General features: G+C 51.7%; 19 protein-coding genes. 8 read left to right on the plus strand and 11 right to left on the minus strand.

The genetic code is table 11. The annotated features are described in order from the left end of the window. Window positions 1-102: 102 nt before the first annotated feature. Entirely contained in the window at window positions 103-441 is a 339-nt protein-coding gene (locus ACFQ1Z_RS08105) for a MarR family transcriptional regulator (protein WP_379057200.1), read from the plus strand. 71 nt (window positions 442-512) lie between these two features. On the opposite strand, the gene ACFQ1Z_RS08110 is transcribed toward ACFQ1Z_RS08105, so the two are convergent. The 3 genes from ACFQ1Z_RS08110 to ACFQ1Z_RS08120 all read right to left on the minus strand — a co-directional run bounded on the left by ACFQ1Z_RS08110 (window position 513) and on the right by ACFQ1Z_RS08120 (window position 4502). Beyond that, window positions 513-701, minus strand: a complete 189-nt coding sequence (locus ACFQ1Z_RS08110) for a DUF1289 domain-containing protein (RefSeq protein ID WP_379056892.1) — start codon at window positions 699-701, stop codon at window positions 513-515. A 49-nt stretch (window positions 702-750) separates the two neighbouring features. Next, window positions 751-3492 carry a preprotein translocase subunit SecA gene (secA, locus tag ACFQ1Z_RS08115; protein WP_379056893.1) on the minus strand — a complete coding sequence of 914 codons (2742 nt, stop codon included), beginning with the start codon at window positions 3490-3492 and terminating at the stop codon, window positions 751-753. A gap of 107 nt (window positions 3493-3599) precedes the next feature. Next, window positions 3600-4502 carry a M23 family metallopeptidase gene (locus ACFQ1Z_RS08120; RefSeq protein ID WP_379056895.1) on the minus strand — a complete coding sequence of 301 codons (903 nt, stop codon included), beginning with the start codon at window positions 4500-4502 and terminating at the stop codon, window positions 3600-3602. Window positions 4503-4644: 142 nt separating this feature from the next. On the opposite strand from ACFQ1Z_RS08120, the gene ACFQ1Z_RS08125 reads away from it, so the two are divergent. Both ACFQ1Z_RS08125 and ACFQ1Z_RS08130 read left to right on the plus strand, forming a co-directional pair. Further along, window positions 4645-5091 carry a DciA family protein gene (locus ACFQ1Z_RS08125; RefSeq protein ID WP_379056897.1) on the plus strand — a complete coding sequence of 149 codons (447 nt, stop codon included), beginning with the start codon at window positions 4645-4647 and terminating at the stop codon, window positions 5089-5091. Between the two features lie 267 nt (window positions 5092-5358). Further along, complete coding sequence (locus ACFQ1Z_RS08130) at window positions 5359-7389, plus strand: sodium-translocating pyrophosphatase (protein WP_379056898.1); 2031 nt, start codon at window positions 5359-5361, stop codon at window positions 7387-7389. A 171-nt stretch (window positions 7390-7560) separates the two neighbouring features. Here ACFQ1Z_RS08130 and ppa read toward each other — a convergent pair whose 3' ends face one another. The 4 genes from ppa to gap (ACFQ1Z_RS08150) form a co-directional block, all read right to left on the minus strand. After that, complete coding sequence (gene ppa / locus ACFQ1Z_RS08135) at window positions 7561-8109, minus strand: inorganic diphosphatase (RefSeq protein ID WP_379056899.1); 549 nt, start codon at window positions 8107-8109, stop codon at window positions 7561-7563. A gap of 70 nt (window positions 8110-8179) precedes the next feature. Beyond that, complete coding sequence (locus ACFQ1Z_RS08140; protein WP_379056900.1) at window positions 8180-8476, minus strand: YkvA family protein; 297 nt, start codon at window positions 8474-8476, stop codon at window positions 8180-8182. 29 nt (window positions 8477-8505) lie between these two features. After that, window positions 8506-9405: a phosphoribosylaminoimidazolesuccinocarboxamide synthase gene (locus ACFQ1Z_RS08145; RefSeq protein ID WP_379056902.1), complete on the minus strand. Its 900-nt coding sequence runs from the start codon at window positions 9403-9405 to the stop codon at window positions 8506-8508. A gap of 92 nt (window positions 9406-9497) precedes the next feature. Next, window positions 9498-10550, minus strand: coding sequence for a type I glyceraldehyde-3-phosphate dehydrogenase (gene gap, locus ACFQ1Z_RS08150; protein ID WP_379057201.1), 1053 nt, complete (start codon window positions 10548-10550; stop codon window positions 9498-9500). A gap of 150 nt (window positions 10551-10700) precedes the next feature. Here gap (ACFQ1Z_RS08150) and ACFQ1Z_RS08155 point away from each other — a divergent pair, with 150 nt between their 5' ends. Beyond that, window positions 10701-11690: a GGDEF domain-containing protein gene (locus ACFQ1Z_RS08155; RefSeq protein ID WP_379056903.1), complete on the plus strand. Its 990-nt coding sequence runs from the start codon at window positions 10701-10703 to the stop codon at window positions 11688-11690. Window positions 11691-11755: 65 nt separating this feature from the next. Here the strand turns inward: ACFQ1Z_RS08155 and ACFQ1Z_RS08160 are convergent, their stop codons facing one another. Further along, a complete protein-coding gene (locus ACFQ1Z_RS08160; protein WP_379056904.1) occupies window positions 11756-12949 on the minus strand; it encodes a phosphoglycerate kinase in 1194 nt (397 codons plus the stop codon). A gap of 80 nt (window positions 12950-13029) precedes the next feature. Continuing rightward, on the minus strand, window positions 13030-14031 hold the full coding sequence (gene gap / locus ACFQ1Z_RS08165; RefSeq protein WP_379056905.1) for a type I glyceraldehyde-3-phosphate dehydrogenase: 1002 nt from the start codon (window positions 14029-14031) through the stop codon (window positions 13030-13032). Window positions 14032-14194: 163 nt separating this feature from the next. On the opposite strand from gap (ACFQ1Z_RS08165), the gene msrA reads away from it, so the two are divergent. Continuing rightward, window positions 14195-14704 (plus strand): peptide-methionine (S)-S-oxide reductase MsrA, encoded by a 510-nt coding sequence (msrA, locus tag ACFQ1Z_RS08170; protein ID WP_379056906.1) that lies wholly within the window; start codon window positions 14195-14197, stop codon window positions 14702-14704. Window positions 14705-14780: 76 nt separating this feature from the next. On the opposite strand, the gene ACFQ1Z_RS08175 is transcribed toward msrA, so the two are convergent. After that, window positions 14781-15323 carry an RNA pyrophosphohydrolase gene (locus ACFQ1Z_RS08175; RefSeq protein WP_379056907.1) on the minus strand — a complete coding sequence of 181 codons (543 nt, stop codon included), beginning with the start codon at window positions 15321-15323 and terminating at the stop codon, window positions 14781-14783. 140 nt (window positions 15324-15463) lie between these two features. Further along, on the minus strand, window positions 15464-16186 hold the full coding sequence (locus tag ACFQ1Z_RS08180; protein WP_379056908.1) for a hypothetical protein: 723 nt from the start codon (window positions 16184-16186) through the stop codon (window positions 15464-15466). A gap of 295 nt (window positions 16187-16481) precedes the next feature. Here ACFQ1Z_RS08180 and ACFQ1Z_RS08185 point away from each other — a divergent pair, with 295 nt between their 5' ends. The 3 genes from ACFQ1Z_RS08185 (at window position 16482) to ACFQ1Z_RS08195 (ending at window position 18916) form a co-directional block, all read left to right on the plus strand. Further along, window positions 16482-17399, plus strand: coding sequence for a YVTN family beta-propeller repeat protein (locus ACFQ1Z_RS08185; RefSeq protein WP_379056909.1), 918 nt, complete (start codon window positions 16482-16484; stop codon window positions 17397-17399). A 161-nt stretch (window positions 17400-17560) separates the two neighbouring features. After that, window positions 17561-18106, plus strand: a complete 546-nt coding sequence (locus ACFQ1Z_RS08190; RefSeq protein WP_379056910.1) for an SRPBCC family protein — start codon at window positions 17561-17563, stop codon at window positions 18104-18106. A gap of 462 nt (window positions 18107-18568) precedes the next feature. Continuing rightward, on the plus strand, window positions 18569-18916 hold the full coding sequence (locus tag ACFQ1Z_RS08195) for a pilin (RefSeq protein WP_379056911.1): 348 nt from the start codon (window positions 18569-18571) through the stop codon (window positions 18914-18916). Window positions 18917-18960 lie beyond the last annotated feature (44 nt).

An 18960-nucleotide genomic window follows, 5' to 3' on the forward strand; every position in this document is an offset into this window, starting at 1 on the left:
CTTAAACAGTTCCGTATTATTTTTGGAGCGGTAAGACAGCATTTTCGGGAAATTGAATCGACTTGCGGCATTTCCGGTTCGCAGCTTTGGCTGTTAAACGAAATCGCGACCCATCCCGAACTTGGCGTCTCGAGATTGGCAGAGAATCTTTCCATACATCAATCCACCTGTAGTCTGCTGGTTGAAAAGCTGGTCAAGAAACAACTAGTCAAGAAACAACGTTTGACTGAAGATCAGCGCAAAGTCGGTTTATTGGTCACCCCCTCCGGGCATGCCATACTGGCCAAAGCCCCGCAACCTGTCGATGGCATATTGCCGCAGGTGCTGGCGACCATGGAGATTGATGCACTCAAAAACCTGAAAACCTCGTTAGAACTGGTGGTTTCCAAGCTGGATAGCAAAAACACCACCATGGGCAATCATCCTATGGCTGATCTGTAACAGCGAACATGTAAAACAAAAAAGCCGGCTATGCCGGCTTTTTTGTTGCTTGCGATAAAGATCAATAGCGGTTAATCGCCAAATACTGCTGCCTCACGCGCCGCTGCTTTTTTAATCACTTCTGACTTGGCAGCGTTATCCATATCCCACCACTGGCGGATCTCTTCCAGGGTACGAAAACACCCCTCACAGTAACCACTGCTTTCATCCATGCTGCACACGCCTATACAGGGCGAGGGAATAATAGTCTGATCAGACATTGCTAGCCTTTCGCACGATCAACTCGATCTACCTTTGAACTTGTAGCATTTAACTTAACGCACCGTGGCAATTCTTGTAGCGTTTGCCAGAACCGCATGGGCATGGCTCATTACGGCCTACGCGCACGCCTTCCGGCAGGTTCAATGGCTGCTTGTCCGCGGCGGCGTCCTTACCGCTGTTGCTCAGCGCATTGTCATAGTCGGTGTGCTGGTATTGCACATTGCCTACATCGGTAGCACGCAATGCCTCTTCAGCGCGACGCTCTTCGGCTTCCAGCTCTTCGCGGGAGCGGACTTGCACCTGCATGGTGATTTTAGTGACTTCGGTTTTGACGGTATTGAGCAGTGATTCAAACAGCTCGAATGCTTCGCGCTTGTATTCCTGCTTGGGATTTTTTTGCGCATAAGAACGCAGATGTATGCCCTGACGCAGGTGATCCAGCGCTGCCAGATGCTCACGCCAGTGGTTATCCAGGCTTTGCAGCATGACCGCGCGCTCGAAATTGCGCATATTATCGTTGCCAGCCAGGGCTTCTTTGCCTGCATAACTATCATTAGCTGCTTCGACGATGCGTTCACGCAAGGATTCGGCATGCAGGTCGGGGTTGGCTTCCAGCCACTCTGCGACCGGCAGGTTCAGGTTGGCGTCTTCACGCAAGGCCACTTCCAGCGCTGGTACATCCCACTGCTCTTCGACACTGCCAGGTGGAATATGCGTAGCAAACAGGCTGTTGACCACGTCTTCACGCATGGCACGTATGGTCTGCCCCACATCCACCGATTCCAGCAGCTCGTTGCGTTGCTCGTAGATCACTTTACGCTGATCATTCGATACATCATCGTATTCCAGCAATTGCTTGCGGATATCGAAGTTGCGACCTTCTACCTTGCGCTGTGCGTTTTCAATCGCACGCGTGACCATGGCATGCTCTATCGCCTCGCCCTCAGGCATATTGAGCCGCGTCATGATCGCCGCCACCCGCTCGCCGGAGAAGATACGCAATAGCTGGTCTTCCAGTGACAAGTAGAAACGGCTGGAGCCCGGATCGCCCTGGCGACCCGAACGGCCACGCAACTGGTTATCGACGCGACGTGACTCATGACGCTCGGTACCAATGATATGCAAGCCGCCGGCAGCAAGCACTGCATCGTGGCGTTGCTGCCATTCAGTCTTCAGCTGCGCGACTTTGGCTTGCTTATCGGCGTCACTCAGGCTGGCGTCATTATTAATGGCGTGGATCTCACCCTCAGAATTGCCGCCCAGCACGATGTCAGTACCGCGACCGGCCATATTGGTGGCAATGGTGATCATGCCAGGGCGGCCGGCTTCAGCAACAATGGTCGCTTCGCGTTCATGCTGTTTGGCGTTGAGCACCTGATGCTCGAGCTTGGCCTGGGTGAGCAGTTGCGAGATCAGCTCGGAGTTTTCGATCGAAGTAGTACCGACCAGTACTGGCTGGCCTTTGGCCTGGCATTGCTTGATATCTTCAATGACCGCTTTATATTTTTCCATGCCGGTGCGGTAGACTTTGTCCATCGCATCAGTACGCTGTACCGGTCTGTGGGTAGGGATCACCACGGTTTCCAGCGCATAGATCTGGTTGAATTCGTAAGCTTCGGTATCCGCGGTACCGGTCATGCCGCTCAATTTTTGATACATGCGGAAATAGTTCTGGAAAGTGATAGAGGCCAGCGTCTGGTTCTCTTTCTGGATGGCCACGCCTTCTTTGGCTTCGACTGCCTGGTGCAGGCCATCTGACCAGCGGCGGCCCGGCATCATACGGCCAGAGAACTCATCGACGATCACGATCTCATCATTGCGCACCACATAGTGCTGGTCGCGGTGGTAAAGGTTTTGCGCGCGTAATGAAGCATACAGATGATGCACCAGCGTAATGTTGGCCGGTTCATACAAACTTGAACCTGCTGGCAGCATGCCGGCTTGTTCCAGCAATTGCTCGGCATGCTCATGCCCGGCTTCACTCATGGTCACACTTTGCGCTTTTTCATCGACCCAGAAGTCGCCTTCGCCTTCTTCTTCGGTCTGACGCACCAGTTGCTTGGCGACTTCGTTGATGGCGCCATACAGGTCTACGCTATGTTCGGCCTGGCCGGAAATGATCAGTGGCGTACGCGCCTCATCGATCAGGATAGAGTCGACCTCATCCACCAGCGCATAATGCAAAGGCCGCTGTACGCGCTCCTCCTTGCTGAACACCATGTTATCGCGCAGGTAGTCAAAACCAAACTCGTTATTGGTACCGTAGGTGATATCCGCAGCATAAGCCTGCTGCTTGGCATCATGCTGCATCTGCGAAAGATTGATGCCCACGCTCAAGCCAAGAAAGTTATACAGCTTGCCCATCCACTCGGCATCGCGCTTGGCCAGGTAATCGTTGACGGTGACCACATGCACACCTTTGCCGGTCAGCGCATTCAGGTAGGTGGGCAGCGTGGCTACCAGCGTTTTACCTTCACCGGTACGCATCTCGGCGATCTTGCCTGCATTCAGCACCATGCCGCCTATCAGCTGCACATCAAAATGACGCATGCCCAGCGCGCGCTTGCTGCCCTCGCGCACCACGGCAAACGCTTCCGGCAATAACTTTTCCAGCGTCTCGCCCTGAGTGTAGCGCTGTTTGAACTCTTCGGTTTTTGCCCGCAACTGCTCATCGCTCAATGCCTGAAAATCTGGCTCCAGGGCATTAATTTGTTTGACGGTTTGCTGATATTGTTTGACCAGGCGGTCATTACGGCTACCAAAGAATTTTTTAAACAACGAGGCTAACATGAGTCACACCGATATCCGCCGCAGCGGGGTTATAAGAAATAAACTAGGATTGTATAAGATATACAGGCGAATTGTCTTGATTATTGCATGCTGGCAACTGAATTCAGTCAGGAATGGTTCCTGAGATATTCGCGCGGGTCCAGCGGGTTGCCATTCAGGCGTATCTCATAATGCAGATGCGGCCCGGTAGAACGGCCGGTGCTGCCTATCAGTGCCACTTTCTGGCCTTTGGTCACCCGTTCACCGGCTTTGACCAGCAATCTGGAGTTGTGCGCATAGCGCGTTTCCAGGCCAGAACCATGATCTATCTTCAACAGATTGCCGTAATCAGACGTTTGCACGGCGGTGCTCACAATGCCGTCAGCCGCGGCGTAGACCGGTGTGCCGGAAGCCGCCGGGAAATCCAGCCCTTCATGAAAAGCGCGGTGGCCACTCAGCGGATCTATACGCCAGCCATAACTGGAAGAGCTGTAAGCCGCATCGACCGGGCTGCTGTTAGGCAGCATTTCGCGCAGCACACTTTTTAACAATAACTTAGCTTCTATCTTGCCCTGGTACTCGTCACGGAAATCAAGATCAGCCGACATCTGCTCTATGGTGGCTTTGAGGTCTTCTTCAGACAGCGGTGCATCTTTCACCAACGGCCCGCCCTGCCCTATGACTTCGTTGACCGAAGTACGCTCATTGATAGGCTCGGCACTGGTTTTGATGCCAGCCAGTTTGGATAAACGCTGATTTTGCGCATCCAGGCGCAGGATACGCGCCTGTAACTCGCCAATCTGCTTGGCATAGGCATCCAGGTGACTCTGGGTGGAAAGCATGGCACCTCTTAAATGCGGAGGCAGGATCGCTTTCACGCCCTGGGTCTTGATCACTTGCTGCGGGGTGATGAACAACAAGGTCAACACCACAGGCACCAGTATCAGGGCCAGGACCACGCCCAGGCTTTCAAAGATACCCAGCGTTTTCGGCTTGGCCATTTTTTCTGAAACAATAATGATATTAATCATGCCACGAACTCTCGCTTTTAACCGGTTGCCCACAGGAGTCGCCCGTGAGAATAACCGGTGTAGTACAATATTCAAGCACTCTGCGGACAACCCGAGTTTTAACAAACATGAATTTTAAACACGCACCAGCAAAAACCCAAGCATGTTAAAAATCAATCGCATATTCAAACACAATCAAGAACTAAAGCCGTTATTGGACGAGGCTTATGATCGTCAACAATTACAGCAATTGTGGTCTGCGGTTGCCCCGGAACTTTCGAAACTTTCCCAGGTGCTGGCGGTAGAAGATGGCATACTCACCATAGCCGCGCACTCAGGCGCAGTCGCCAGCAAAATCCGGCTACTAGAAACCGGACTGATGCAAAGAATCAGGGATTTTTGCCAAAATTCCCAGAAAATCAAAGGGTTAAACCTTAGCGCAATAAAAGTCAAAGTGCAAGTAAAATCTCAGCCAAAACCCAGGCAGAAACGTATCCAGTCGCCTTCTGACCAGGCTTTGAACACGCTGCAAGCCTGCGCTGACCAAATTGAAAACCCGGCACTTGAAGCGGCTTTACGCCATTTTATAGACCGCCAGCGCGATTCCTGATCTCCGCTTTTCCCCGCTACTAAAAGGCTGGCTGCAGCGGCAGTTTGCTGCGACGGTGACGCCCCACGCACTCTACTTGTGCGCATTCTTTAAATAGTGCAATAATGCACCACCCTGTTACACTTTATTTACAAGTCGTTATTTATAACCCGTTATTTACCTGAAGGATACACAGCCTAGCATTCACCATTTAACTTTTACAACTTGAGTAACAGGTGTTAAGTAGTCATTACGTTCAACGCAGTTTCACCAGGAACAGGAGAACACATGTCAGTCGCATTAATGTTGGCCATAGGCGCAGCAGTATTGGCGGTACTTTATGGCGTAGTAATGAGTAAGTGGATTTCGGGATTACCTGCAGGCAACGCCCGCATGCAAGAAATTGCAGGGGCGATACAACAAGGCGCGGCCGCCTATCTGGCCAGGCAATATAAAACCATTGCCCTGGTCGGCATCATACTGGCTGTTCTTATCGGACTTTTTCTTGGTTTATACACCGCCATAGGCTTTGTCGTCGGCGCCGTGCTTTCTGGTGCCTGCGGCTTTATCGGCATGAATGTGTCGGTAAAGGCCAACGTACGCACCGCCCAGGCAGCGACCAATGGCATAGGCGCGGCACTGGATGTCGCTTTCAAGGGCGGCGCCATTACCGGCATGCTGGTGGTCGGGCTGGGCTTACTTGGTGTGACCGGCTTCTATATTTTCCTCGGTGCTGAACAGGCCACCGATTTAAACCCGCTGATAGGCCTGGCGTTCGGTTCATCGCTGATCTCTATCTTTGCGCGGCTGGGTGGCGGCATCTTCACCAAAGGCGCTGATGTAGGGGCTGACCTGGTAGGCAAAGTCGAAGCTGGCATTCCTGAAGATGACCCGCGCAACCCGGCGGTGATCGCAGACAATGTCGGCGATAACGTCGGCGACTGTGCCGGCATGGCAGCCGATCTGTTTGAGACCTATGCGGTGACCCTGATCGCCACCATGGTGTTAGGCGGCCTGATGGCGGCTGAAGCCGGTGTCAATGGCGTGCTTTACCCACTGCTGCTGGGTGCCGTGTCCATCGTTGCCTCTATCATCGGCTGTTTCTTTGTCAAGGCCTCGCCCGGCATGAAGAACGTGATGCCTGCGCTGTATAAAGGCCTGGCTGTCGCTGGCGTGCTGTCGCTGATCGCATTTTACTTTGTCACGCAATATGCCTTTCCGCAAGGCTACACCCATGGCGAAGTGACGGTTTCCAGCCAGGCATTGTTCGGTGCCTGTGCTGTCGGGCTGGTGCTGACTGCCGCGCTGGTGTGGATCACCGAGTACTATACCGGCACTGATTACGCCCCGGTCAAGCATGTGGCACAAGCTTCCACCACCGGCCATGCCACCAACATCATCGCCGGCATAGGCGTGTCCATGAAATCCACCGCGCTGCCTGTGCTTTCTGTCTGCGCGGCTATTTACGTTTCGTTTCATCTGGCCGGTCTTTATGGCATCGCTATTGCCGCCATGTCCATGCTGAGCATGGCAGGCATAGTCGTGGCACTGGATGCATATGGCCCGATCACAGACAACGCCGGTGGTATTGCCGAAATGGCAGAACTACCCAGCAGTGTGCGTGACGTCACCGATCCATTAGATGCCGTCGGCAACACTACCAAAGCGGTGACCAAAGGCTATGCGATAGGCTCTGCCGGCCTGGCCTCGCTGGTGCTGTTTGCCGATTACACGCACAAGCTGGAAAGTGCAGGCATCACCGCCAGTTTTGACCTGAGTGACCCCAAAGTCATCATAGGCCTGTTTATCGGTGGCCTGATCCCTTTCCTGTTTGCGGCGATGGCGATGGAAGCAGTGGGCCGTGCTGCCGGCAGTGTGGTGGAAGAAGTACGTCGACAGTTCCGCGAAATCAAAGGCATCATGGAAGGCACGGCCAAGCCGGAGTACGGCAAAGCGGTAGACCTGCTGACCACAGCAGCGATCAAGGAAATGATGATCCCTTCATTATTGCCAGTCGCAGCACCCATACTGGTCGGCATCTTCCTCGGCCCGGTGGCACTTGGTGGCCTGCTGATGGGCACCATAGTCACCGGCCTGTTTGTGGCGATCTCCATGTGTACCGGCGGCGGGGCCTGGGATAATGCCAAAAAATATATTGAAGATGGCCATCACGGTGGCAAAGGCTCGGATGCGCATAAAGCGGCTGTGACCGGCGATACCGTAGGCGACCCCTATAAAGATACCGCAGGCCCGGCGGTGAACCCTTTGATCAAGATCATCAATATTGTGGCGCTGCTGATAGTGCCGCTATTGCACTAACTTTTTTATAGTGCCTTTATGGCACTAACTTTTTGATAGTGCCGCTATGGCACTAGGTTTCTGTTAGTGCAGCTATTGCACTAGAAAACATAGCACTGCGCAAAAACAAAAAAGTCGGCCCAGGCCGACTTTTTTATACTGCATGTGCTGCTAAAGCTAAGCAGGCAGCGATCAGAAAGCAGGTTTCACTTCCAAAGCGTTGTAGCGTGCAACGCCATCCATGATTTCGGCATGCGCCTCATCCACACCGGCCCAACCCTCGATTTTCACCCATTTGCCTTTGTCAAGATCTTTGTAATGCTCAAAGAAGTGGGCGATCATGTCCAGACGCCACGGCGAAACATCACTCAATGTTTTCTGGTAAGCGTACAGGCCGCATACTTTTTCGATAGGCACTGCCAGCACTTTGGCATCGCCACCGGCTTCGTCAGTCATTTTCAGCATGCCTAAAGCACGGCAACGTACAACCACACCTGGCAACAACGGCACTGGTGTGATCACCAGTACATCTACCGGGTCTCCATCATCACCCAGAGTGTGCGGAATATAGCCATAGTTACATGGGTATTGCATGGAAGTACCCATAAAGCGGTCCACAAACAGGGCGCCACTTTCTTTGTCTACTTCGTACTTGACCGGGTCGCCATTGGCTGGGATTTCAATAATGACGTTAAAATCGTTCGGCAAGTCTTTGCCGCTTGCTACCAAATTCAAAGACATCTTTTCAAACCTATTTCACGAAAAGCCGCCATTATAGGCGATTAACATAAACCTTTGTTTGCAAACCGCATTATTTTTGATTATCGGCAGATTCAAGCTGATCACGGCACTCCTGGCGCACGCTGACCGGGATGACTTTAAGCGCCAGGTAGAGCAATAATGGAATGATGACCAGTTCATCCAGCTGGCCTATCAGCGGAATAAAATCCGGGATCAGATCAAATGGCAGCAGCAGATAACCTAGTGCTAGCCACAATAATGCTTTTGCCAGCCTTGGTGTTTGCGGGTGCTTTTGCAGCGCACGGTAAAACGCGACTTCCTGCTTGAACCTGCTGGCCAATGCGGCTAATTGTGCGCGTAAACCCATATGCTGTCAGTGCTGCTGGCGGCTGCGCACTAGTCGACCTGCAAGGTGCGGCCGGTCAGCTTGGCAAATGCTTCCATATATTTGTCTGAAGTGCGCTGCGCGATATCGGCAGGCAAAGCAGGGCCGGGCGCAGTTTTATTCCAGTCGCAGGCTTCCAGCCAGTCGCGTACATATTGCTTGTCGTAGCTGGGCGGGTTAGCGCCAACTTTATATTGATCTGCAGGCCAGAAGCGGGAAGAATCAGGCGTGAGTACTTCATCCATCACATGCAATACGCCTTGCGCATCGACACCGAATTCGAATTTAGTATCGGCAATGATGATGCCTTTGCCCAGCGCATAGGCGGCGGCCTTGCTATACAGCGCGATGGCGGCTTTTTCCACTTGCGCGGTCAAGTCTTTACCGATCAGCGCTTCGACCTCGGCGATACTGATATTCTCATCATGCTCGCCGACAGCGGCCTTGCTGGAAGGGGTGAATAAAGGTGCAGGCAGTTTTTGCGCCAGTTGCAGACCGGCCGGTAGCGGGATATCGCATACCGTGCCTTTGGCCTGGTACTCTTTCCAGCCACTGCCGACCAGGTAGCCGCGCACTATGGCTTCCAGCGGCAAAGCCTTGAGTTTTTTCACCACCACGGCACGGCCTATGACCTGATCTACTTCATCGGCGGCGACCACAGATTCCGGCGCAATACCGGTCAGGTGGTTGGGCACCACATCGGCCAGCTGTTCAAACCAGAAGTTAGCCATTTGCGTGAGCATGGCGCCTTTGTGCGCTATGCCGGTAGGCAGGATCACATCAAAGGCACTCAAGCGGTCGGTGCTGACCAGCAACATGGTGTGGTCGTCGATAGCATAAATATCGCGCACCTTGCCTTGATGCAATCTTTTCAGGCTTTTAATCGAGGTTTCCAGCAATGGCGCACGCATAATATCTACCGCAAAGTAAAAAGCGATATTATAAATGCGCTACCCGGTTGCGGGCGAACAATTTAGCAGTCACCGCCGAGCGCACACTTGACCTAAGCGGCTACGGCTTCCTGCGCCGGCTTGTGGGTGGTTGCCAGCTGGGCATGCGCGACATATTGCGACAGGCGTAACAGGTTGCAGGTATAGCCATATTCGTTGTCGTACCAGCCTATCAATTTCACAAAAGTGGCGTCCAGCATGATGCCGGCGCTGGCGTCAAACACACTGGCGGCCGGATAACCGCGGAAGTCACTGGAAACCACCTGCTCTTCGGTATAACCCAGCACGCCTTTCAAATCACGTTCAGCGGCATATTTCATGGCGGCGCAGATCTCGGCATACGAGGTCTCTGCCAGCAATTCCACGGTCAGGTCCACCACAGACACATCCGCCGAGGGGATACGCATGGCCATACCGGTCAGTTTCTTGTTCAACGCAGGAATGACTTTACCTACCGCTTTTGCCGCGCCTGTGCTTGAAGGAATAATGTTTTCAAACACACCGCGCCCACCGCGCCAGTCTTTCTTGGAGGTACCATCCACGGTTTTCTGGGTCGCCGTGGCGGCATGTATGGTGGTCATCAACCCGCGCTTGACGCCAAAATGGTCATGCAGCACTTTGACGATAGGCGCCAGGCCATTGGTGGTGCAAGAAGCGGCAGAAACGATATTCTCTCCACGGTAATCATGGTGGTTTACGCCATACACATACATAGGGGTGTCATCTTTGCCCGGTGCAGACTGCACCACGATGCGCGCACCGCCGGCAATGTGGGCGGCGCAGGACTCCTGGGTCAGAAATACGCCGGTACACTCTATCACCACATCGACATGATGTGCTTTCCAGTCTATATGCGCCGGATCGGTGTGGGCAGTCAAACGTATCCTTTTACCATCCACCACCAGGAAATCGCCCTCTAAATGTGCATCGTAGGCCAGCCTGCCGTGCACAGAATCATATTTAAGCATATACAACATATGCTCGGGCTCTTCGATACCGTTGATGGCAACGATGTCCAGTTCTGCGAACTCTGCCTGATTTAATGCGGCGCGCAGCACCATGCGGCCTATCCTGCCAAACCCATTAATGCCTACTCGAATCGCCATGTTGGTCTCTTTCACTGTTGAATGCTTATTTGTAAGCAATTTTAATGCTAATTTACATCTTGAACGTTAGACAGCCGGTTTACGCTTCAATAGAATAGGGTGTGACAAGCACTTCCCGTAGTAAATTTCAGCAACCTTGTTGGATATTTTGTGGACATTGCAGAACAATTAGTGAATGGCATCTTGGACACATTGCCACTGCAGATCGCAGTGATCGATGAGACTAGCAGTATCATCTACGTGAATCAGGCATGGCGTGCATTCGGCTTGTTCTACGGCCTGGAGCTCAATACCGACTGGTTCGGCATCGCCTATCTGGATATCTGCCGCGCCAATGAAGATACCAACCTGCCGCTGTTAATCAATGGCATAGAAAATGTATTAAGTGGCAAATCAGGTCACTTCAGCATGGACTATCTGTGTCACACACCGACCAAACAGCCCACCTGGCTGACCCTGAATCTGCAACCCATGCAGACTACGCTGGCAGATAACAAACTATTCCTGCTGTCGCTGACCAATATCACGCATCACAAACAGGTCGAAGATCGCATCTCCGCCCTCACCCATACCGATCCGCTGACCGGCCTGGCCAATCGCCGCCGGCTGGAACAATTCATGCGCGATGAATGGTCACGCGCCATCCGGCATCAATCCAGCCTGAGCGTGATGATGATAGATGCCGACCATTTTAAACAGCTGAACGACAGCATGGGGCATGCCGCCGGCGATGAATGCCTGCGCAAGCTGGCCGGGATATTAAAACGCTACAGCAACCGGCCTGGCGACATGGCGGCGCGTTATGGCGGTGAGGAATTTGTGCTGATACTGGGTCAGACCACGCAGCAGGAGGCGATCAAGATTGCCGAACGCATACGGCAGAAAGTCATGGAACTGGATATCCGCTTTGCCGGGCACAGGTTGATGACCATCAGCATAGGCATAGCTTCGCTAGGCATGCACCAGTCCACCAGCCACAAAGAACAGCATGCGCGCAACCAGTCCCTAAATTTCAGTGAGGACGGAGACCTGCTGATAGAACAGGCCGACAAGGCACTCTACGTAGCCAAAAAACAAGGCAGGAACCGGGTCGAAGTCTACGACAAACACCACAGACTCACGGTACCGCTCACTTTTTAGTTCACTGCCGGTGTAGCCCTATGTTGACCCATCGGGCTGTAAAAACCGGCAGCTTAAATCCCTGATTAACTGGCGCGCTGTTCCAGGATAGCCACTGCCGGCAAAGTCTTGCCTTCCAGAAACTCAAGGAAAGCGCCACCCGCGGTAGAGATATATGAGACTTTGTCATAGATATCATATTTCTGGATCGCGGCAATGGTGTCACCGCCACCCGCCAGCGTAAACGCCTTGGTTTCGGCAATGGCGTTGGCTATGGTCCTGGTGCCGTCGCCAAACTGGTCAAACTCAAATACGCCTACCGGGCCGTTCCACACCACTGTGCCGGCTTGCATGATGATCTCTACCAGCTCGGCCGCTGATTTTTCGCCTATATCAAAAATCATGTCATCGGCCGCCACCTCGCTGGCTGGCTTTTTAACCGCTGGCTCGTTAGCATCAAACTGTTTGCCTACCACCACATCTTTGGCAATGGGCACACAGGCGCCGCGCGCCGCCATTTTTTCCATCAGTTTGCGTGCGGTATCTACCAGGTCGTCCTCACATAAAGACTTGCCCACCTCATGACCATCGGCCTTGAGGAAGGTATTGGCAATGCCGCCGCCCACCACTAACTGGTCCACTTTATCGGCCAGGCTTTCCAGCACGGTCAGCTTGGTCGAGACTTTGGAGCCGCCCACGATAGCCACAAATGGTCTGGCAGGTGCCAGCAAGGCTTTACTCAGGGCATCCAGCTCTTCAGTGAGCAAGATACCGGCACAGGCCACCGGCGCGAATTTGGCGATGCCGTGAGTAGAAGCTTCTGCACGGTGCGCGGTGCCAAATGCATCCATGACGAATACATCACACAGCGCGGCATATTTTTTTGCCAGCTCGTCATTGTTCTTCTTTTCACCGACATTGAAGCGGCAGTTCTCCAGCAAGATCAACTCGCCATCACCGGTACCCAGGCTGTCAGCCGGCGCATTCGGCGCCAGCCAGTTTTTCACCAGGCGCACCGGTTGGCCTAGCAACTTGCTCATCACATCCGCCACCGGCTGCAAGGAGTTTTCTTCTGAGTAAACACCTTCTTCAGGACGCCCCAGATGCGAAGTCACCATGACTTTTGCGCCTGCTTTTAAAGCGAACTCAATCGTCGGCATGCTGGCCACGATACGTGCATCGCTGGTCACGACACCATCTTTCACCGGCACATTGAGGTCGGCACGGATAAATACACGCTTGCCACGCAAATCCAGGTCAGTCATTTTAATGAATTTCATACACGTACTCCGAGCGATAAACCGCTTAAAAAGAAATCAGAATGCAACGTAAAAACGGGGCCATCAGCCCCGTCTTAATATTAAGCAATATGTTGCACCAGGCGCAACAGGTTGCAGGTATAACCATATTCGTTATCGTACCAGCCTATCACTTTGACAAAGGTCGGGTCCAGCATCAGGCCGGCATCGGCATCAAACACGCTGGCGGCCGGGCTGCTGCGGAAATCGGTAGAAACCACTTTATCTGCAGTGTAGTCCAGCACACCTTTCAATGCGCCGGTGGAAGCCTGTTTCATGGCCTCACAGATCGCTTCGTAGGTTGTTTCCTTGCTCAGCTCTACCGTGAGGTCGACGACGGACACATCGGCAGATGGCACGCGCATGGACATACCGGTCAGCTTCTTGTTCAATGCCGGGATGACTTTACCCACTGCCTTGGCTGCACCAGTACTGGAAGGAATAATGTTTTCAAACACGCTACGGCCACCGCGCCAGTCTTTCTTGGAAGTACCGTCTACAGTCAGCTGTGAGGCTGTCGCCGCATGGATAGTGGTCATCAGGCCACGTTTGACGCCAAAGTTGTCATGCAACACTTTGGCCAGCGGGGCCAGGCCGTTGGTGGTGCACGAAGCCGCCGAAATAATAGACTGGCCGGCGTAGTCTTCATGGTTCACGCCATACACGAACATAGGGGTGTCATCCTTACCCGGGGCAGATTGCACGACTTTTCTGGCGCCGCGATCAAGGTGAGGCTGACAGCTTTCTTCAGTCAGGAAAGCACCGGTAGATTCGACGATGACTTCCGCGCCGCCCTTGCTCCAGTCTATCTTGTTGGGGTCACGTTCGGCGGTCAGGGTGATGCGTTTGCCATTGACCACCAGATCACCGTTATCGGCTTCTACACTGCCCTGAAAACGGCCATGCACCGAATCATACTTGAGCATGTACATCATATATTCGATGTCATACGAGCTATTGATGGCGACCACTTCAATATCATTGAACTCGGCTTCCTGAACAGCTGCGCGCAGCACCATACGACCAATACGTCCGAATCCGTTAATCCCCAACTTGACAGCCATATTTCTCCCCAGCGAATACAATAGAACCAAAACTCAACATTTTAACCTAAACCTCATATACTGGACAGATTGTAAGTAGTTGATTTGATATGCCGCATCGCGCCGGGAGTTGCCTGCGTTTGCTTTTAATTGTTTACCAACCTTTAAAGAGAGATTTTTTAGTATGTCAGACAAGATAATTCTTGCGGGAGGCTGTTTCTGGGGCATGCAGGATCTGATCCGCAAGCTGCCTGGCGTGACCAGTACGCGCGTCGGCTATACCGGCGGTGATGTGCCTAACGCCACTTACCGCAACCATGGCGACCATGCCGAGGCGATGGAAATCGTATTCGATGCGGAACGCATCAGCTTACGGCAGTTGCTGGTGTTCTTTTTCAAGATTCACGACCCCACCACCCTTAACCGTCAGGGCAACGACCTCGGGCCGTCATACCGCTCTGCCATTTTCTATCTGGATGCCAGCCAGAAACAGGTGGCTGAACAATTGATCAGTGAAATGGATGCTTCAGGCATCTGGCCGGGAAAAGTAGTGACCGAGATCACGCCTGCCAGTGATTTCTGGGTCGCCGAGGACGAGCACCAGGATTATCTGTTACGTTATCCGGCAGGCTATACCTGTCACCGCATCCGTCCGGAGTGGATATTGCCGAGCGATCAGGCGCAAGCAGTTTGAAGCAAGCAGTTTGAAGTTAGGGTGAGTGGACTAGTCGCTAACCGGCTAGTCGTTAACCGGCTAGTCATTACCCAGGCTAATCGTTACCCAAGCTGGGTAGTGGCGTAGTCAACGGTTTGCGGGTCTTGCCGCCATAGCGCTTGGCAGGATGACGCAAAAAGGTGGACAGTTCGTTCAGCGCCAGCTGGTAGACCTCACGTTTGAACTCTATCACATCGGCCAGTGGCACCCAGTACTCACTCCAGCGCCAGGCATCGAATTCAGGGTGCTCGGTGGCGCGCAATGACACATCCGAATCGCGGCCTATCAGGCGCAACAGGAACCAGATCTGCTTCTGGCCTTTGTAGCTGCCGCGCCACTCGCGCTTGATCCAGCTGGTGGGCACTTCATAGCGTAACCAGTCCCGGGTACGCCCCAGTATCTTCACATGGTCGGGTCTGAGGCCAACTTCTTCCATCAACTCGCGATACATGGCCTGCTCGGGAGTTTCACCATATTTGATGCCTCCTTGAGGAAATTGCCATGCATGCTCTTTGATACGTTTGCCCCAAAACACCTGATTGTGGGTATTACATAGAATAATCCCCACGTTAGGACGGTATCCATCACGATCTAACATAAAAACTGCCTTGAATATTTACTGCAATTTTTTCACACTTTACAGTTTAATGAAAGGATATCCATGAGGCGCGGTGTAAATTCAGACCGCCAATAAAAAAAGCTCACTGACTGTGAGCTTTTTTATTAATGCAGAAGCGTTTAGAACTTAGCCCTGCGTGTAGCCAAACCACCTATTAACAACAGTCCGGCAAACATCATGGCTGCGCTTTTTGGCTCTGGCACAGTAATCACCGCCATAGAGACGAAAGTATAATCAGACTGATTGCTACAGCTCTTGCAGTCTGACCTAGGGTAACCTTTGACCGCAGTGAATACTATGCTGTCTACAGAGCGCAAACCAAAAGGGTTATCCAATTGCCAGGCACCGGTGCCACCATCTACTGCACCATTGCCAATGGACAACACACTACCTTCACCAGTCCAGGCAGCCGTGTGTACACCAGTCGCTGTCAGATAGTAATTAGCAGTACCGCCATCAGCATAATTGACCAGAAATTTGGCGACTTCTTTCACATCGGCATATTCCGGACCATCAAACAGCAGCGCCACGTTGATAGAAGAAACAATCACTTCTTTAGAAAAGGTGCCGGTAATTGTTTCACCAATATCGATTTCGCCGTTGGTCCTGCCGCCAGCAATGCCTACACCGGTGATACCTGCCTGGGTTTTTTTCTGAAATACGCCACTGCCAACAAAGGTAGCAGTGGTGCCATCAGCAAAGGTTGTGGCGTAACTAGACTGGCCATTGATAAAATTCGCACCGACGACAGTGCCTGTGACCAAGGCATGTGCAGAGTAGCTTGCCAGCAACAAGGATGATGACAAAATAAATCTGAAAACACTATAAAATGTTTTTTTCATACTACCCGCCTTTAATTTAAATTTCGTAGCAATCATTGTAGGACAATCTTTATATATAAAGCGATAGCCACACTTGCATTACGGGTATAAAAGGTCTTTATTTTCATATATTTACATACAAAATCGCTATTTGTTGCAGATAAACCAAACCTTTAACCAGTCTTCACTGTCAACCCGATTCAATACAAAGCGTTTTCCAGCCATGAGCCTTAACTGTTTCCCATCTTTCACTTGCCACAATGTGGCTGTTTACCAAACGTTGCTCTGCCGATTTGCCCTGGCGCTGTCACTGGCAATGGCCTGCAGTGCAGAGTCATTGGCGGGCAATCTTGCCTACATCACCAACCAGGGCAGCAACAGCGTTTCTGTGATTGATATCGCGAGCAAACAGGTCACGCACACCATAGCGGTAGGCAAGGCGCCGGTAGGCGTGGCGATCGCCAGCAAACAGCAGCGTGTTTATATCAGCAACGCCAATAGCCAGACCATTTCTGTCATCAATAGCCGTAGCCAGCAAACCATACAAGAGATCCCGGTCAAGATTCAGGCAGTGGGCATTGCACTGAGCCGCGATGAAAAAACGCTGTTCGTGGCGGACTGGGGTGGCGCGCAGGTGATTGCGGTCGATACTGCGCATCCGCAAAATCAGAAAGCCTTTAAAGCAGGCAAAACGCCTTCAGGCATGCTGGTCAGCGCAGACAATAAAAAGCTGTTCATCGCCAACCGCGATAGTGATGATGTGACCGTAGTAGACACGCGCACGCTGCAGACCATAGCCCAGATCAAGGTCGGCATACACCCGTTTGCGCTGACACTGAGCCCGGACGGCAAAACGGTGTTTGTCGTCAATGTCGTCAGCAACAGCCTGACCCTGCTTGATACAGAGTCGTACCACACCAGCACCATCAAAACCGGGCAGCACCCGTATGGCGTGGCGATCAGCCCGGACAGCCGCTGGGCCTATGTCAGCAACAATCATGCGGAAAGCGTCTCAGTGATAGATATCGCCAGCGGCAAGACAGTCAAAACCATAGAAGTTGGCGAGTTTCCCGAGGGCATAGCTTATGACAAGGCGACCCAGCAAGTGATCGTCGCCAACTGGGGCTCAGATACTGTTTCCATCATAGACGCCAACACCAACACGGTGACCAATACCATAGACAGCCCCAAACTCTGCCGTTCGTTCGGGCAATTTATTCTTGAAGCAAGGTGACAGCCATGTTTCTCCACTGCTTTTTTTTAGTTTTTTCACAGGACCGCCCATGAACTAGTCGCAAAGAGTCGTTTTTTTAGGTAAAGTCACGGGTTATTTTAAAACTCAAAAGACTGATTACTTTTTAGCTTTAAAACATCTGTAAATATCAGGAGATTGAAATGAAAAAAATATTTGGCATCATTGCCGTATCTTTATTGCCATTGATTCCATTAACGGCAGCTGCACACGGTGCCGCGGCATTGCGTTTTGAAAAAACCGTCACCATCAAGGCACCGGCAGCAAAAGTCTGGGCACTGGTCAAAGACTTTGGCAATGTGCAAGCCTGGCATTCTGGCGTTGAGTCTACAAAAGTAGAACAGAAAAAAGACGAAAACGGTGATGACACAACATACCGCACCGTCAAACTGAAAAACGGCGGCACCATGTACGAAAAACTGCGCTCCGTAGACGATGCAGGCATGCGCCTGAAATACGAGTACATCCTGGATAAAAGCACATTGCAACTGTCAAACTTTTACCCTACTGTTACTGTGACTGCCAAAGGCAACGAAACTGTGGTTAGCGTTAAAGGCAGCTATACCCGTGCCGATTCTTCCAACATCCCTAAACCGGAACAAAACGATGATGCTGCTACCAAAGCCATCAACGACTTTTTTGATCCAGGTCTGGAAAGCCTGAAAAAGGTAGCCGAATCGGGAAAGTAATCAACCAGGGTTCTGGAAAAACCGCGCAAGGCAACAGTAAACCCTGGTGGAAGTTCTGGTAAGTCTTACGTAGTCATATTCAAGTTTTTGCAAATGCAGTCCAGGCCAAAAGTCTGACACTGTCACAAATAAAGGGATTGTGTACCACACAATCCCTTTTTTGCTGGCTGGCCGACCGGATAGCCATCGAACATCCTGACAAAAAAAATCACTTCTGCGGCAAATGACTGACAAATACTGTCATTTATCGCCAGCCCCTAACCCCAGCCTTTAGCTTTAAGACTTGATTATCAAATGGTAGAAATAAGGCTTAAAACCTGGTTAATTCTTTTTTATCAATACGTTACAAAGCATTTTCCCTAGGTGGCACAGCTATTGCTTATAGGTTCTCGAACACTGTTAGAAAAGCAGTGACTAAAACAGAAGCTGTTCACTTTAAACTTTGACTCTGAAGGAAACATGATGAAAAAACACGTACAACAAGGTTTTACCCTGATTGAATTGATGATCGTTGTAGCCATTATCGGTATTTTGGCTTCGGTAGCGATTCCAGCTTACACTGACTACACTAAAGAAGCCGCTGAAAGTGCTTGTCAAACAGAAGCAAAAGCATATGCAAACAAAGTAACTATCGACTTTGCTAAAGGCGCAACAACCATCACACCTGCTCAAAACAAAGCATGTTCAGGGATTGCTACGCCAACTAGTGCTACTGGTACATTTACAGCGCAATCTAGGGATCCAGGCAAAGCACTATGGACTTGTGACTTGAGCCAAGGCGGCACCTGCACTAAACCAGCGACACCATAATTTAGACAATAAAGTTCAAAGCCCTGCCTCTGCGGGGCTTTGAA

This window comes from Methylophilus luteus, assembly GCF_042676265.1.
GTDB lineage: Bacteria > Pseudomonadota > Gammaproteobacteria > Burkholderiales > Methylophilaceae > Methylophilus > Methylophilus luteus.